Origin of the sequence: Cohnella hongkongensis, from assembly GCF_042654645.1 — a bacterium.
GTDB classification, from domain to species: Bacteria; Bacillota; Bacilli; order Paenibacillales; family Paenibacillaceae; genus Cohnella; species Cohnella hongkongensis.
This window is the reverse complement of record NZ_JBHSEP010000033.1, coordinates 1-15292: the sequence shown is the minus strand read 5'-3', so window position 1 is coordinate 15292 and position 15292 is coordinate 1. Positions and strand designations below refer to the sequence as shown.

The following is a 15292-nucleotide window of genomic DNA, read 5'->3' as shown; positions in this document are numbered from 1 at the left end:
CCCCTTTCCTTATAGTTTCCTTCTGGATAGATACAGGCCCATCATAAAAGATCCGAACAGCAAGAGCACGGCGTTAAGCAGCATTTCCCTCCCCCCGGCGTCAACGATGTAATACTGGTAGCTGCCCGCAGGGTTCAGCTTGAAGTTCACGCCCATGAAGACGGCCAGAAACAGCACCGGCGTATAGTTCGCCAATCGGATCTCGAGCATCCGATGCCGCTCCACCTGGTTGGCCAGTTGGGCTTTGCGCATATCGGAGATCAGCTCCTGCAGATTGTCGGAGACATTGTTGCCTTCCTCCAGCGCAATCTTCAGAATGTTGCCGAAATACTCCGCCCACATGTTGCCGAAGGATAGAGAGAAGCGCCTCAGGCTGCCCTCGTCGTCCCCTTTGACCGACAGGTTCCGGTAGAGCTGGTCGAACACCGCCTGCACTTCCCCCGGCAGCCTTCGTTCCTCCACCGTCTTCTGCAGGGCAATTCGGATATGCCGGCAGCCGGTGACGAGATAGCTCTGGTAGAACAACTCGACAGCAGGCAGGAACTCCAGGCGGGTCGACATCTGGCGGTTGATCAGTGACATCCTCAGCGCCAAATACGGCATGCAGCTTAACATCAGCAGCAGCGTCAGCACGGAGCGCACGGACTGGAACACAGCTGCGCCGACGACGACGCCGATCAGCCCCATCCCCAGAGAGCAGGCGGCAAATCCGGCCGGCTTCAAGCGCCAGCCTAAAGCCAGCAGCAAGTCCGACACGTGAAGATACGGCCTGCTCCAACGTCCGGAACGCGGCGCGGACACCGTCTCGACGCTTCGTCCTTCTCGGCCCCCGCGCAGACGGCGCTTGCGGGATTGACCGCTCCACCACGCCATTAAGCCGAAGTACACGCTGGTCGAGACAAGCAGGAACAACAGGGCGGCAAGCGCAAGCACGGCCAGCCGGATCACGGCGTCTCCCCCTCCCGGATTCCCTCGACGAACCTGCGGTACCCTTCGGGATCGGCTCTCTGGATTTTGCGAAGAGCCTTCGGAGAGAAGCCTTCCGGAAACGTCCAGCGTCCTTCTCCTTCCTCGTAGCGAACGAGATCTCTAACGCGCGCCGCCCCGTCCCGCCATTCGAATTCCCCGACGCGGACGAGCCGGCGAACGCCGTCGATCATTCGCATCTCGAACCCGATATGCGTGACGTGCTCGGCGATTCTGCGGGTCATCGATATCGGGTTCATCCCTCTGCCATCCAGCATGCACATATCCGTAATCGTATCGGGAACGTCCTCCAGTCCGCTGGCGTGAACCGAGGTGATGCTGCCTTCGTGACCGCGCGTGCAGGCGCGAACGTAGATATTAGCATCCTCGTCGCGAATCTCCGCATGACAGATCCGCTGCGGAGACTGTCTCAGCGCCAGCTTGAACGCCTGGCGGGGTCCGTGCAGCGGATCGTCCTCCTCCGCCTCGTACTCGACGACGTTCTTCTCCGGGAAATCCCGTCCGAGCATCAGCTCGAATCTCCCTTCGATCGTCACGATCCGCTCTTCATTCGGCATAGCCGCGATCAGCGCTTTAATCAGATGGGTCTTGCCCGTATTCGTCGCGCCGATCACGACCATGTTGAAGCGGCTTTTTACGATGATCAGCAGCAGCTCCTTGACACGCTCGTCCATCGTGCCGTACTCCGGCCGGCACAGCGTGTCCAGACTGAACTTCTTCACCGTGTACAGCCGGATCGTCAGCGTCGGCTGCGCGGTAAATCCGAAGCCGGTAAGCGTAACGCGAGAGCCGTCGAGCAGCAGCACCTCGGCCCAACGCTTGCGCGGATTGATCCGGTCGTTGTTGAACAGCACGAGGTTCTGCTGGATTCTCTCGACCTCGCTCGCCTCCTGGAACCGGTAGGGGGAAGCCGTCGCCCGGCCGTCCCGCACTTCGAAGATGCGGGTACCGACGACCTGAACCTCCTCCAGTCCCTCGCGGTTGCGAAGCACCAGCTCCAGAACGTTCATTCCGATCACCTCCGCGAACAACGCTTCCGCCAGCGTCGGATAGGGCAGACTTCCGAACGAGACGTGCTGCAGCCGCTTCCGTATGATCCAATCGGAGATGATCGCCAGCATCTCCGCACGCTCCTGGGGAAATCCGATAATCGCCCGGTTCAGCTTCTCCGCATACTGCCTGCGCTCCTCCTCGCTCCAGCCTCTCGGCGTCGAGAGCATCTGCCGCACTTCCTCGGTGTACGCGCGCAGCCGATTCATTCCCTCGCTGAGATCCCTGCCCTCTGGCGAAGCGGCGACGGCAGGATCGACCTGCAGCTCCGCCGCATAGGCGGCAGGCGAGAAGCGCTTGCTTCGAGGCTCGGCGCTCACGTTTTCCTCCTCCTGTGCATGAGCAGCCTTCGCATCCAGGGTCTGTCGGTTTTCTGCAGCCGCTGCGACCAGTTCAGCCGGTGAAGCAGCGGACCGGCGACGGCATCGAACGCCGCGGCGTTCCTCTCCTCCGCGGCCAGCCATTCGTCGAGCCTCCCGCTGTCCAATTGCAGATGCACGCTCTCCAGCAGCTTAAGCTCGGCGAACTCCGAGCACCCGGTTTCCTTCCGTATTTCCTTCATTCCAAATCCTCCTGTCGATCGATGATTGCCCTGGAGCAGCACCAGTTGAAATTGCTCCGGGCTCATTCCGAATTGCGAGCCGACCTGTCCGGTCCAGCGATGAACGTCTTCTTGAAAATGGGTGAGATGCCCGGTCGTCACGAGAAATCGCTCGTCCGCCTCGCGCATGGCGCAGATCGTCGCCGCGTTGTCCCAATACGCGCTGACGTCGGCGATCGTCAGATCGAACGCCTCGCGGGACGCCTCGAGCAGCCGCCGCATATCCTCCGGCTCGTAATACTCCGCCCGCTCCCTCGACAAGTTGCCGAACAGGACGTGCAGCCCGCCCGGCTTGGACGGCCGGAAGGCGTACCGCCTCAGCTTCTCGCCGGTCAGCGTTCCCGCTCGAAGCTCCGGCCTTACGCCGTCCAGCGTGACGTCCGGCTTGTCGACGCCCAAGTATAGATGCGTCTTCGCGCTCTTCAGATTCAGGCAGAGGAAGCCGACCTTTCGTCCGGTCAGTGCGGCGATGCGATAGGCGGTGCCGAACGCCGTCAGGGAGGTGCCGATATTCGGCGTAGAGCCCGCGAAAGCTGCCAGACTGCCGCTCATGGGATATCCTCCTCCCGAATCGACGACGCCTGGAAGGCGATTACGAGCTTCGCCATGCCGTTCTTGCAGGCGGAGTCGAGCTCCAGCCATTGCGCCTCCGTCAAATTCAAATTGATCGCGTCGATCGTGCCGTTGGCGTCGCGCCGGGAAGCGTACATGCCCTCCTTGTCGCCGCTCGCCATCGAAAGCAGATTCGAATTTTTGGGATTGTCGATCTCCAGATTCGCCGCCGTCTTCACCCCTGCAACCGAGACCGATTCGGGAAACAGTCTGCGGGACTCCGTCGCTTCGTCCGATACGTACACGACCACTTCGTCGCCCGCCCGGATGCCGCTGGAGATCGACTTGACATACTCCCTCGGAATCTGGAACGTCGATTGCCCGGACTTGGGCAGCAGCCGGTACTTGTCCACCTTCCAGCGCAGCAGCGGCTCTCGTCCGCCGAGCGCCATCGACGTCTCCAGGCCGATCGCCTCCGACAGGTCGGTGATCATGTCCGGCGACAGCGCGGACAATGGCATGTCCATTAAGGTGAGATGCGCTTCCTCCAGCCTCGTGCCCGTCGGGATGAACTGCTTCGGCACGACAACAGACGTCATCTCCTGAAGCTCGATCTGCCTCAGCTGCAGCAAATAGACGCCATAGACGAGCACTCCCGACAGGACGGCCGCCGTCAAGCTGATCGCGACTTGTTTTTTCCTGTTCACTCCAGCACCTCTTTTCCGGAAAATAAAAAAGAACGCAAGGATAGAGGGTTACCTCCATCGCATGCGTTCTTCGCAGCGTAAGATCTTCAACGATATGACTTGACTAGGCTCACTATAACAAATTCCAGCCCCTCTTGTAAAGACCTTTTATAACAATTTCTAGCATTCTCCCCAATTAGCGCACATAGGGATTTTCGCGCCGCTCTTCCCCGATCGTCGTCTCCGGTCCGTGCCCCGGCAGAACGAGCGTATCTTCGGGCAGCGTGTACAGCTTCTCCCTGATCGAACGGGATAATTGCTCCTGGCTGCCTCCCGGCAGATCGGTCCGTCCGACGGAACGCCGGAACAGCGCATCTCCCGCGAACAGCAAGTCGCCTACCATGAAGCTGACGCTGCCCGGAGAATGTCCCGGCGTATGCTTCACCCGGAACGTCTCGCCGATCAGCTCCAGCTCCTGACCGTCCTCCAGCCCGTGCTCGGCCGGCTCCGTCGTAATCGGCGGAGTGATGTCGGCCCAGCGCGCCGAGCCGTTTTTCCCCGCGTCGGTCAGCCAATCCTGCTCGGCGGGATGCAGGTAGACCGGGCAGCCGTATTTTTTGCGCAGCTGATCCACCCCGCCGATATGGTCGAAATGGGCGTGCGTCAGCAGGATCGCCTCGACCTTCAGGCCGTCCAGCTTGCGCATCAGCGCCCTGTCCGCCGTGCCGGGGTCGATGACTACCGCGCGGGTTCTATCCTCGTTAACGACAACGTAAGCGTTCGTCTGCAGCGCACCAAGCGCGTATCTTTGAAAAGTCAGCATCAATCAGCCGTCCTCACACTCCGGACAGAATGTCGCGGATTTCCTCCAAAATGACTTTCTGATAGGCCGTGTCTTCCCCGTAGCGGCGGCCGATTTCCTTTCTCGCCTCGGCAAGCTTCTCCTGGTAGTCCGGCGCTTCGCGATCCGGATTTTCCGCCTTGAACACGTTCATGACCTCTTGCACGTATTTCGGACGGGCGCCCCATTTGCCGAGCAGATGGCCGCCCGTATCGATGAACAGCACGACGGGAATCGCCCGTCCGCCCATCGTCAGATGCTGATCCATCAGGTCGAGATGTTCCTCCATGATCAGCACTTCCGTCGATATGCCGGCTTTCTCCATCGCCTTGAAGACGACCGGCACGTTGCGCACGACGTCGCCGCACCAATCCGCGGCCAGAATCATGCAGCGCAAGTCGTCCCGGTTGTTAAGCGACTCGTAAAACTCTTCCAGCTCCTCGCTATGCCACTCGAACCGGTTCAGCCAGGATTCGAAGTTCTCCCGGTTTTTCGTCATTCCTTCGATGAACTGCTCGGGGGACAGCCCCTTATGTAACTTGCTGGCGATCAACTGGCTCATTTGGCCAAGCTCCTCTCTCGTTCCGCTTTGCTTTTATTTTAGATGCTTTTGCCTCTTTTACGCAAATATTGGACCAGGAAAAAGACGACCAGCAGCGCGATCGCGATCAGGATAACCGGCTGGACGTAAGGCGCCGCCTTCTCGTCGATCTTCTCCCAGTTCTCTCCGAGAGAAGCCCCCAGCCATACGAACAGAATCGACCACGGGATGGAAGCCAGAACGGTAAGCCAAGTGAACTTCCACAGATTCATGCGGGCCATCCCTGCCGGAATCGATACGACCTGGCGCATGACCGGCACGAACCGCCCCGTAAATACGATAATCGGCCCGTATTTCTCGAACCATTTTTCCGCAATATCGATATGCTTGGACTTCAAATGCAGATATTTGCCGAACTTGTTCAGAAACGGCCTTCCCCCGTAACGGCCGATCGCGTACAGCAGCCACTGCTGCAGCATCGCTCCGATCGTCCCGCAGATGACGGCAACCGGGAAAGAAATAATTCCCTGATGCACAAGATATCCGCCGTAGCCCAGTACGATTTCGCTGGGAATGACCTCGATCGCCAATCCGATAATAATGCCCCAGTAGCCCAAACTTTCAATCCAGGCCACCAATTGCGACAACCATTCGTGCAGCGTATCCATCATTGTTTTGCAACCCGCCTTCTCCCCATGGATTCCGATCCTCGTCTCGAAGCCGTCTTTCATTCTAGCACAAGCTTGCAGCTTCCTTCCAGTTATACGGCGTTCTCGTAAAATCGTTGCAGGCTTGTCATGAGAGGACGGGCCTCCGCATAAACTTCGATTAGGTGGACATTGAGGTGGACATAGAGGTGGACAAAGTTGAAGAGGAGAGAGCGCGGCATGAATAAGATCGTCATCCTTAATCGCAAGAAGATCCAACTGTACGCCGTGATCGCGGCGGTCGTCATTTTGGCCGGGGCCTACATCGGCTGGCAGCAATCGAAGCCCGCGATGGCCCCTGCTGGCCAGGAAGCGGGCAAGCAGGTGCTGCATCTGACGACGGGAGAGTTTACGGCTACGGCGGATAACGGCAAGAAGCTCGAGACTTACCTGTTCTACCCGGGTACGGTCGTCGCCAAGAAAGGCGTTCCGGTCGAACTGCGGATTACCGGCATCAACGGCCAGTCCCATCCGTTCGTCATCGAAGGCTTGGATATCAAGGGCAACATCAGCAAAGGCAAGACGACCGTCGTCAATTTCACGCCGAAGGAAGCCGGTATTTATACGATCATCTGTCAGACGCATGCCGATCCGAAAACGGGCGGCCCGATGGTCGGGTACCTCGTCATTCAATAGCCTGGCGGTGACCGCCGCTTTTTCTCCCGCATAGGGTATGGAAGAGAGGCAGGTGTAGCCGGTGAAAATGTTTCAGGAAAAGCACTCCGCCCCGCTGCCGACGCCGCGCAGCATTCGCCGGGCTTGTTCGAACGAGCTGTACCGGACCGTCAAAAGGCTAAAGCAGCACATCCCTTCCCCGCTTGTCCGGCAAGCGGAAGAGCTGTATTTCAAGCGGGTGATCGGCAATCTGATGTGGATCGCGGAAAACAAGAGCAATCGCAAGAAGCTGGCCGACTGGTGGGACGAGGAAGTCAGCGGAGACATCGCCGAGCTGTGGAACGTCGATCGGGCCAAGCTCATGAAAGCTTTCCGCGACGCGTTCGGGGGATAAGCCAACGGAGGCGAAGGGCGAGGAAGGGATATGCCGCTCATTCACGCTCGCCCAAGCAAAAATGCCCTCGGCGTCCTCTAGACGCAGAATCGCGCAAAAAGCAGACCCGGCCGGGTCTGCTTCTTTTTTCCGCTAGCTTTTCTTGACGGCGCTGCGGCGGGTATTCGCATTTTTCTGTACCTGCTGACGCAGAATGAGCGCGCGCAGCGGGCGAAGCATCTCGGGCTCGACAACATGCATCCTGGCCCCGCACAGAATCGATTCCTCCAGACGCTCGCGGCGTACGATTTCGAGCTCGCAGTCGAACGTAATGCCGATCTCGATCGTCGCCCTCAACCTCGACTTCGACGCGAAATGCGGGGCGTCGGAGCCGGAGAAGCTGATTCCGGATATGCTGATGTCGTGAATTTTGAGGCTTTCCGCATCCGGGACGTCCGCTCCCTCTCCGGAATCGCTCAGCACGCGAACCCTCTTGACGCTCCCGTCGATCTCGACCCGGGGATGCTCCCTTCTTTCCTTGAATCTCTTTTGCAGCTCGGGGGGCTGCAGAAGCGCGATCGCTCCTTCGTATTTCGCGAACACAATCGATGACATGGACTGAATCCCCGCCGGGGAGTATACGGTCAGCTTCACCGTTTCTCCCAGATCGAACTGCTCGAACTCCGGAATCTCGACCTCGAACAGCTCGCCCTCCACATAGGTCATGACGCCCGTCGTGACGAAATTTTTCCCCTCCACGACGGTTCGGCAGTGCAGCAGCACGTTCAAGGGAAGCAAGTCCTTGTCGGATAAAGCGACTCTGTTGTCTCCAGTATAGGCCATCCACGTCCCTCCATCTCCTGCCTGTCTGCTTCTCTATATGCAAAAAAAACAGGCAACTCTCTATATAGAGCAGCCCGCTTCGCCTGAATCATCCATGTGGGGACTATCGGCAGCCAGGCTGTCATCGTCCGCAAGACATTAGACCCTGTAGCTTTGCGTCCTTGCCTTTCGGCAAGTTTGCCTTTATCGTCATCCATCTCGATGGCATGATTGTACCATATTTAACCGCTTTTCGTCATATGTTTTTTGCCGACGGTCTCACCTCTCAGCGAGCCATGACCACCCGGTTCCGCCCTTCGTTCTTCGCCTTGTACAGCGCGGCGTCCGCGCTCGAGAACACCTCTCGCAAATATTCCTTGGGATCGCCGAACTTCAGATTTTCGCTGGATTCGGACAGCACCCCCATACTGATCGTGACGCCTACCTTCTCCGAGCCCGCGTCAACCTGATTTTCTCCGACGGCCAGCATAATTCTTTCCGCCAGCAGCTCCGCCTGCTCCCGGTTCGTATGAGGCAAATATACGGTGAATTCCTCTCCCCCGTAACGGGCCAGAATATCGGTTCTCCGAAGCATGGACCGGACGGTGTCCGCCGTGCTGCGAAGCACCTCGTCGCCGACGAGATGGCCGTATTTGTCGTTGATTTGTTTAAAATGGTCGATATCGAACAGGAAGATGGCGAACGGAATCTGATACCTCATGTTCAACAGCACTTCATGCTCCAACTGCTGCATTAAATATCTGCGGTTGAAGCACCCGGTCAATCCGTCGGTGACGGCCATCTGCTCCAGCTTCTGATTGACGCGAAACAGCTCTTCCTGGATCGTGATCAGCTCCAGATTGCGCTCGTGCAGCGCTTCGTTCTTGCGGTTCATCTCCACGACCAGCTTGCGCAGCTCCGAGACGTCGTGAAACGTAATGATCCGCCCCAGCAGCGTCTTCCTGCTGTCCAGGACGGGCGAAATTTGAATCGAGACGTGTCGGCCCGACGAATCCTGCAGCGAAAACTCCATCTGCAGCTTCTCGTGGGGATGGTGATTATAGCGATACAGAAATTCGTAGACTTCCCCCTGCACCTGCAGCGGGGCCAGGAACTTCTCCATCTCGAACGTGTCTCCCTTCGTTACTTGAACGAGGGGAGACGCCCCGCGGTTGACCTCCAGCACCTTGCCGTTCTCGTCCACCACGATCACGCCGGTCGTCATATGCTCGAAAATGTCCCGTTGAGCCATGCTCAGAATGTCCAGCATGCCGAACCGGTAGATGGCGATGACGAAGCAGAGGTCGGACAGCAGAATGCCCAGCGACAGCAAGCCCGGCACGACCGGCAGCCACTCGTCCAGCAGGACGTTGACGAATACGTCGAGAAGTCCGAGTCCCGTCAGCACGAACATGCCGATTAAAGCGGTTGCAAGCTGCTTGCGCTGATTCACGGAAGTGACCGTTTTCAGCGCTTGGAACATATTCAGCAGAGCGATAAAAAAGTACGCGAACTGGCTGAGCACAAGCAGCCAGAACAGAGGGCCGTACTCACGAACCGTATAGTTGTCCGCGGCCGGGGCCATGAACAGGTTGTCCGGATTCCACAGGGCCGCAGCGACGCACAGTGTCGCAGGCGTAATATACAGCAGAACCCGCCCGCCCCTCATCTGCGTCGCCTTGTTCGTCAGGAAAAAAACAAAGAATAACCATCCGGGGCCGAGCGCCCCCATGGCTACGAAGGATAAGTTGATGAAGAACAGCTGAACGCCCGGGAAATCCGTCAGCTTAACGGCGAACTGCCCCAGTGGCCATAACATCATAACAAAATGAAACGCCAAATACACTTTATGCGTCGTCGTGATTCTGTTTACGGCAATGACGACGACGAATAAAACAAAAAGCATAAGAAAAAGGATAAAATCAATCCATTCGACTCCCAAGGCATTCACCTTTTCATAAAAGGGCTGGATTAAAAAATGCGGCAGGCATGTTTGATTTTACCATATCGCCGCTTTTTCCGACAATAAGATATCCATCGAAAGACTTTATTTTATATATTTCCCATCCAATTTCAAGTCCTTTTTTACTTATTTTTATAAGACTTTAGATTTATTGTTTGAAATCCCTTTCCATGTAGGGAGAAACGGACAGAAAATCGCGAAAACGCTCGTACTCCGCTCTCAGATTCTCGAGATCGGGCTTGCCGCGGCCTTTAACGGCTCGAATCAGCAGGTTTTTCGGCGTATGCTCCAAGTCGACAAACTCGAGCAGCTGAGTGCGATAGCCGGCAAGCTCCAGCAAATTCGCCCGAATCGCATCCGTCGCAAGAGCCGCGAACCGCTCCTTTAGAATGCCGTGCTTCAGCAACGGCTGCAGCGCGGGCTGGGAGATTTGGCGGAACAGCTCGTGCTGGCAGCAGGGAACCGACAAAATCACGCTCGCCTCCCAGCCGATCGCCTTCAGCAAAGCCGCATCCGTTGCCGTATCGCAGGCGTGCAGCGTGACTACCATATCGACGCTGTCCCGATCCTCGAAATCGGAGATGTCCCCTACCGCGAACGTCAGCTCGTCCCAACCGAGTCTGGCGGCCAGCCCGGCGCAATGCTCGATGACGTCCTTTTTCAGATCCAACCCGAAAATGCGCACCGGAAGCTTCATCTGAACGGCCAGGTAATGATAAAGCGCGAAAGTCAAATAGGACTTGCCGCAGCCGAAATCCACAATTCTAAGCGCCTTGTTCTTGGGCAGCTCCGGCGCGACGTCGGCCACCATCTCCACAAAGCGGTTGATCTGCCTGAACTTGTCGTACTTCGCTTTGACGACTTTGCCCTCCGGCGTCATGACGCCCAGAGCGATCAGGAACGGAACCGGTTCCCCCTCCGGCAAAATATACCGCTTGTCCCGATTATGCGACTGGGGGACCGCTTTGCCGTTGTTCCCCGACCTGCCCGATTCGTTCGCCCGGGAGATCAGCGTCAGCTCGCCTTTCTTGTTCGCGAGCGCCTGAATGTCCGCTTCCGTCGTCTGGATCAGCGCCTGCTTGTAGCTTCCCATCTCGGCGGCCAGCTTGGCGGCCAGCTCGTTCCCGCTTACGTTTTCATGAAATGCCTTGTTGTCCGCAAGACGCTCGAACTGATAGCGAACGCCGTTCTTGAGCCGAACGGGCCTTACTGTCGCCTTGCGAGCGATCGTCCCGTCCCTGCGCCGGGGAGAGCTGAATACGGCCTGCACGAGCCGTTCCTCCGCCGTTATCCGCTCTAATAAGGCCATCCATTCCTCTTGACCGACTTTCCCATTCACGATACCTTCTCCTTCATCAACGCCGCCCACTGACGGCGGCCTTCTTCCAGCTCTTCCCTCTTCAGCCCTCCGGCCTCGAGCACTTCGTCGCCGCATGCGGCCAGCCGATCATAGAAGGCTTCGCCCTCCGCAGCCGACGCCGCATCTTCGTCCGCGAGCTCGTAGAGCGCGTTCTCCGCTTCGGCCAGCCTGCCCTCCGATTCATGCCACTGCCACAGCGCCCTTCTCGTCTCCGCGACCGGCTCGTACGGCTCCAAAGCCTCGAGCAGCTCGGACACTCTCGCCCGAACGTCCCATCCGTCGACCTCCATGCCGCTGCGCAGCATAAAGAGGCTCAGCCGCAGCGCCTTCTCGTATCTCGGTACGCTTTCCCCGGTCTCTCCGAGATCGTGCAGCAAATCCGCTTCCTGGTGCAGAAACGCCGCCACGACTGCGACGGATTCCGCATTCGGGCTTCCCGTCACCGACAGCATGGACAGCAGGTCGTCATCGGATAACCCCATGGCCAGCCGGGATCTCAGCCGCAGCTCGCGGCCGAGGAACTCGTCGATCAGCTCCAGCGCCTCCCGCTGCTTCTGCTGACTCCTCAACCCCATCGCCCGGCCGAGGACGCTCCCTGCCTGCGTCAGAAGTCGAACCAGGTAATCCCTCTCAAACATGGCCCTGCCCCCGATTCCGATCAACGAAGGAACCGATGCTCGCGGCCATAGCCTGCGGGTCTTCCATCATCCCCATATGGCCGGCGCCGCTTAGCGTGACCGCCGTTACGTGGCGGCCCGATACCGGGAATCTCCGTTCCGGCGGAATGACCTCGTCGGATTCACCCGCGAGCAGCAGAACGGGCAGCTCCAGCCGTTCGAGCACAGACACGCGATCGGGCCTCGCTCTCATGCCCAGAGCGCAACCCGCCGCTCCTTCCGCAGACGTCCCGTAGCCGATTTCCTTCGCTCTTTCGATCAATTCCGGCCGGCTCTCCCCATGCTCGGAAGAGAACAGCTTCGGAACCAGGCCGTCGACGAACCGAGCCACCCCCTGCGAGCGGATCGTCTCGACCGCCTTCAACCGGTTTTCCTTCGCCTGCTCGGTATCCGGGAAGGCCGTCGAGTGCACCAGGCCAAGCGCCTTTAGCCGCTCCGGGTACTTTTCCGCGAAAGCCAGCGCCGCATAGCCGCCCAACGAATGTCCGAACAGACTGATTGTCGGCAGATCCAGCTCCTTCATGAAGGCGGCGACGTCGTCGGCCAAGTTTTCCATCGTATAGCTTTCTTCCGAGCCTGCGGCATCGGAGCTTCCGTGCCCCCTCAGATCGAGGGCGATTACCCGTCCGTACCCGGCAAGATGAGGGAGCGTCTTCTCCCAGTACAAGCGGCTCCCGCAGAAACCGTGAAGCAGAACGATCGGATCTCCGCTTCCGGTCTCTTCATAAGCAATGGCCACTCCCGTTGACAGCATTTTTTTATCCATGAACGTCTGTCCTTTCATCAAGTGGATTCTGCGCGGTTGGCCTCTTCAACCGCATTGGCGATGGCGTCGGCCATTTCCTTGGCCATTCCCATCACATGGTAGAGCGACGTCGACTGCAGCGTCCAGTAGGGCTTCCTGCTGCTCTCGTTCACGACGCCTGCGATGCTGTACGTTCCGACGGCGCCGAGGCTTCCGTTCACCGATCGCGCGGGGACGAGCGGTCCCCGCGTCGCGACATACGAGCCGACGCTCTCCGGCCGTCCTAGACAGGCGTCGATCGCGATGACGATTGCATGGTCAGGCAGCGTTCGCAGCAGCCGGGGAAGCGTGTTCGCGTCGTACGGTTCTTTAAGCGTACCCCGGACGCCGGCCACTCCCCGCTCCTCCAGAAGCGTGCCGACCCACGGTCCCAGACTGTCTCCCGTAGACCGGTCTGTTCCGATACAGAGAAAGATAAGCTCTTCGCCCGCATGCTCCGACACGATCCGGCTAACGAATGCCCGCAGCCCGTCCGCATCGACCCTGACGGTTTCGTCCCGATTGCGCACCGCCGACATTCGCTTATCGCCTTGATCTGCCGCCGCCGATTTGCGGTCGATCATCCTTGTCTCACCCATCCTTCAGCCTGCTTTCTCTCAGGTTACCACTCCCACAGGCGGAATTCCACTTTTGAACCTGTCCGCTCCCCCCATGTCGTCAGGTTAAGCCGTTGTCGTATGCGATCGACGGCGCTCATCCTGCCAGCAAGTGCCGGCAACGTCTAACGGTTGCAGTGGCGCTTAATCGATCGTTTTCCCGAAAAAGGAAAAGCTAACGGTTGCCACCGCGCTTATTTTGGGGCTGTCGAGCGAAACGGCACGTTTTCAGCTGAAATAGCCGCTGCTGCAACCGTTACAAACTCCGTACTGCGAAAATAGCACAATTAGCGGCGCTGGCAACCGTTACGTTAGTGGACTGGCGTAGGCGCGGGTCGTAGGCAAGCGTAAGTTGGTGAGCAGCGTAGGTTGGTGGGTTAGCTGGTGGGCAGCGTAGGATGGTGGGCTAGCGAGGGTTGGTGGGTTGAAGCAAGTTGGCCTGGACTGGCGTGGGCTATCGTGAGTTAGTGGGCTGTCGTGGGTTAGTGGATTGCGTAGGTTAGGCTGGACTGGCATAGGTTGGCGACGGTTGGTGATTGGTGCGAGTTGGAGTGTGTTGGCGCGAGTTGGCGTGTGTCGTGCCAGTTGGCCTTTATTCGCGATGACCGTCGGGACTCCGCCGGCAACTGTGACGAATCCTGCAAAGCCGCTTGTTGACCGTTTGCTTAACCTGACAACATTCCCCCCCCCCAACGAGCGGTTTCCTTTTCCCTATGTTACAATATCAGCATCCCTATACACGTTCAGAGAGGAAGAAACCGATGGATCTAAACCAACCGACGCAACAAAATGTGGAGTATATGATTGAAGCGATCAAAACGAAGCTTCGGATGGCTACCGGCTCCGCGATGCAGGCTTCCAGCTTTACCGTCGACAAGTACGAGGATCTGAAGGACATCTACGACATGGTGAATTCCAAAGAACGCTTCAGCATTAGCGAGGTTGAAGCTCTCGTATCCGAGCTGGGCAAGCTTCGAGGCTAAACAACCGGCTTCTGATGGAACGAGCCAAGCGTGGACAGCACCCAGGTCCGCGCTTTTTGCAATTCCCCGGCGATTAAAGTGTCGGCGCCGCTAAATCCTTCGCCCGAACGTTCCCGACTGGCTCCCTTCTCTCTTTTTCGTTTCCTGAGTGATCCGCAGTTCCCTTTCGTCTGGCCGATGTCCAACTTCCCCTTTCCTCATCTCCCGAGCATCTGCAGATTCTCATCTCCTAGCCGACTTGCACCCTCCCTTTTTTCTCGTCACCTGAGCCATCTGCAGATCCGCCCCATTCCCTCTGTCCTGTATACTCTTTTTCGTTCCCTGAGTCATCTGCAGATCCCCAACTCTTGGCCATCTCCTACTTCCCTTTTTCTCATCTCCTGAGTTATCTGCAGATTCTCATCTCCTAGCCGACTTGCACTCTCCCTTTTTTTCTCGTCACCTGAGCTATCTGCAGATCCGTCCAATTCCCTCTGTCCTCTATACTCTTTACTCATTGCTCTTTTTAGTTCCCTGAGCCATCCACAGATCCGTTCCATGTTCTGACTTTCCTGCTACCCTGCTCTCGTTTTTGCTCCGCGTGCCCTTGAAATTTCGTCTCGCCCGCGGAACGGTACGGGGAAAACAACACTCCGAGTCCGGGCCCGAACCTAAGCCTGAGCCTGAACCTGAACCCAAGCCCTAGCCCGAGTCCCCGCCCAAGCCCGGGTCCGAACCTGAGCTTGAGCCCGAGCCCGAGCCCGGGTCCGAGTCCTAGCCCGAGCCCGGGTCCATACCCTATCTGCCATTCGCTCAGGGAGACGTTTGTGGAGACGTATCCTCCGTTCTTGGTCCCCGAAAAATCGAGAAATTTTCTATTTTTTCGTCAAAATAACTTGAAATAGGAACAAATGTTTGGTATTCTTAAGTCAGAACAAATGTTCTTGTTGGGGCGGTGGGTGGATTGATGTCGTTACGCAAGTTTATGGCTCTTTTTCCGGACGAGCAGGCTTGCCGGGATTACTTGTTTGCCGTTCGGTGGCCTCGCGGCTTTATTTGTACCAAGTGCGGCGAGTCCAAGTACTGCTTGATCAAGACGCGCAACGTCTACGAATGCGCCCACTGCAAGACCCAGACCTCTATTACTTCCAATA

At 57.8% G+C, this 15292-nt stretch carries 17 protein-coding genes and 1 riboswitch; of the genes, 4 read left to right on the top strand and 13 right to left on the bottom strand.

Annotated elements, in window-relative coordinates; all coding sequences use genetic code 11:
* Positions 1-9 precede the first annotated feature (9 nt).
* The 7 genes from ACFO3S_RS27040 to uptA form a co-directional block, all read right to left on the bottom strand.
* A complete protein-coding gene (locus ACFO3S_RS27040; RefSeq protein WP_378102668.1) occupies positions 10-948 on the bottom strand; it encodes a type II secretion system F family protein in 939 nt (312 codons plus the stop codon).
* Complete coding sequence (locus tag ACFO3S_RS27035; RefSeq protein ID WP_378102666.1) at positions 945-2357, bottom strand: ATPase, T2SS/T4P/T4SS family; 1413 nt, start codon at positions 2355-2357, stop codon at positions 945-947. Before ACFO3S_RS27035 ends, ACFO3S_RS27040 begins: the two co-directional genes overlap by 4 nt.
* Positions 2354-3190, bottom strand: coding sequence for a hypothetical protein (locus tag ACFO3S_RS27030; RefSeq protein ID WP_378102663.1), 837 nt, complete (start codon positions 3188-3190; stop codon positions 2354-2356). Before ACFO3S_RS27030 ends, ACFO3S_RS27035 begins: the two co-directional genes overlap by 4 nt.
* Positions 3187-3897 carry a CpaB family protein gene (locus ACFO3S_RS27025; RefSeq protein WP_378102661.1) on the bottom strand — a complete coding sequence of 237 codons (711 nt, stop codon included), beginning with the start codon at positions 3895-3897 and terminating at the stop codon, positions 3187-3189. The genes ACFO3S_RS27030 and ACFO3S_RS27025 overlap by 4 nt, the downstream gene beginning before the upstream one ends.
* Positions 3898-4072: 175 nt before the next feature.
* A complete protein-coding gene (locus ACFO3S_RS27020; RefSeq protein WP_378102659.1) occupies positions 4073-4699 on the bottom strand; it encodes an MBL fold metallo-hydrolase in 627 nt (208 codons plus the stop codon).
* A gap of 13 nt (positions 4700-4712) precedes the next feature.
* A complete protein-coding gene (locus ACFO3S_RS27015) occupies positions 4713-5279 on the bottom strand; it encodes a thioredoxin family protein (protein ID WP_378102656.1) in 567 nt (188 codons plus the stop codon).
* A 38-nt stretch (positions 5280-5317) separates the two neighbouring features.
* Positions 5318-5929: an undecaprenyl phosphate transporter UptA gene (gene uptA, locus ACFO3S_RS27010; RefSeq protein WP_378102653.1), complete on the bottom strand. Its 612-nt coding sequence runs from the start codon at positions 5927-5929 to the stop codon at positions 5318-5320.
* A gap of 216 nt (positions 5930-6145) precedes the next feature.
* Between uptA and ACFO3S_RS27005 the strand changes: the two genes are divergently transcribed.
* Together ACFO3S_RS27005 and ACFO3S_RS27000 are read left to right on the top strand one after the other, a co-directional pair.
* Complete coding sequence (locus ACFO3S_RS27005) at positions 6146-6601, top strand: cupredoxin domain-containing protein (protein ID WP_378102651.1); 456 nt, start codon at positions 6146-6148, stop codon at positions 6599-6601.
* A gap of 61 nt (positions 6602-6662) precedes the next feature.
* Complete coding sequence (locus ACFO3S_RS27000) at positions 6663-6974, top strand: dehydrogenase (protein WP_378102648.1); 312 nt, start codon at positions 6663-6665, stop codon at positions 6972-6974.
* 132 nt (positions 6975-7106) lie between these two features.
* Here the strand turns inward: ACFO3S_RS27000 and ACFO3S_RS26995 are convergent, their stop codons facing one another.
* From ACFO3S_RS26995 to yyaC, 6 genes are all read right to left on the bottom strand, one after another.
* A complete protein-coding gene (locus ACFO3S_RS26995; protein ID WP_378102645.1) occupies positions 7107-7796 on the bottom strand; it encodes a PilZ domain-containing protein in 690 nt (229 codons plus the stop codon).
* A gap of 105 nt (positions 7797-7901) precedes the next feature.
* Positions 7902-7988, bottom strand: a riboswitch (cyclic di-GMP riboswitch).
* A 73-nt stretch (positions 7989-8061) separates the two neighbouring features.
* Positions 8062-9681, bottom strand: a complete 1620-nt coding sequence (locus ACFO3S_RS26990; RefSeq protein ID WP_378102718.1) for a histidine kinase N-terminal 7TM domain-containing diguanylate cyclase — start codon at positions 9679-9681, stop codon at positions 8062-8064.
* A gap of 205 nt (positions 9682-9886) precedes the next feature.
* The gene (locus ACFO3S_RS26985; protein WP_378102642.1) at positions 9887-11077 is read right to left on the bottom strand and encodes a class I SAM-dependent methyltransferase; all 1191 of its coding nucleotides are present in this window, start codon (positions 11075-11077) and stop codon (positions 9887-9889) included.
* Positions 11074-11736 carry a DUF6483 family protein gene (locus ACFO3S_RS26980; RefSeq protein WP_378102640.1) on the bottom strand — a complete coding sequence of 221 codons (663 nt, stop codon included), beginning with the start codon at positions 11734-11736 and terminating at the stop codon, positions 11074-11076. Before ACFO3S_RS26980 ends, ACFO3S_RS26985 begins: the two co-directional genes overlap by 4 nt.
* Complete coding sequence (locus tag ACFO3S_RS26975; protein ID WP_378102637.1) at positions 11729-12541, bottom strand: alpha/beta fold hydrolase; 813 nt, start codon at positions 12539-12541, stop codon at positions 11729-11731. The genes ACFO3S_RS26980 and ACFO3S_RS26975 overlap by 8 nt, the downstream gene beginning before the upstream one ends.
* Before the next feature lie 17 nt (positions 12542-12558).
* Positions 12559-13158, bottom strand: coding sequence for a spore protease YyaC (yyaC, locus tag ACFO3S_RS26970; RefSeq protein WP_378102634.1), 600 nt, complete (start codon positions 13156-13158; stop codon positions 12559-12561).
* A 779-nt stretch (positions 13159-13937) separates the two neighbouring features.
* On the opposite strand from yyaC, the gene ACFO3S_RS26965 reads away from it, so the two are divergent.
* A complete protein-coding gene (locus tag ACFO3S_RS26965; RefSeq protein WP_378102632.1) occupies positions 13938-14159 on the top strand; it encodes a DUF1128 domain-containing protein in 222 nt (73 codons plus the stop codon).
* 946 nt (positions 14160-15105) lie between these two features.
* Positions 15106-15292, top strand: a 187-nt coding sequence (locus ACFO3S_RS26960; protein ID WP_378097784.1) for a transposase, incomplete at its 3' end; no start/stop codon positions are given.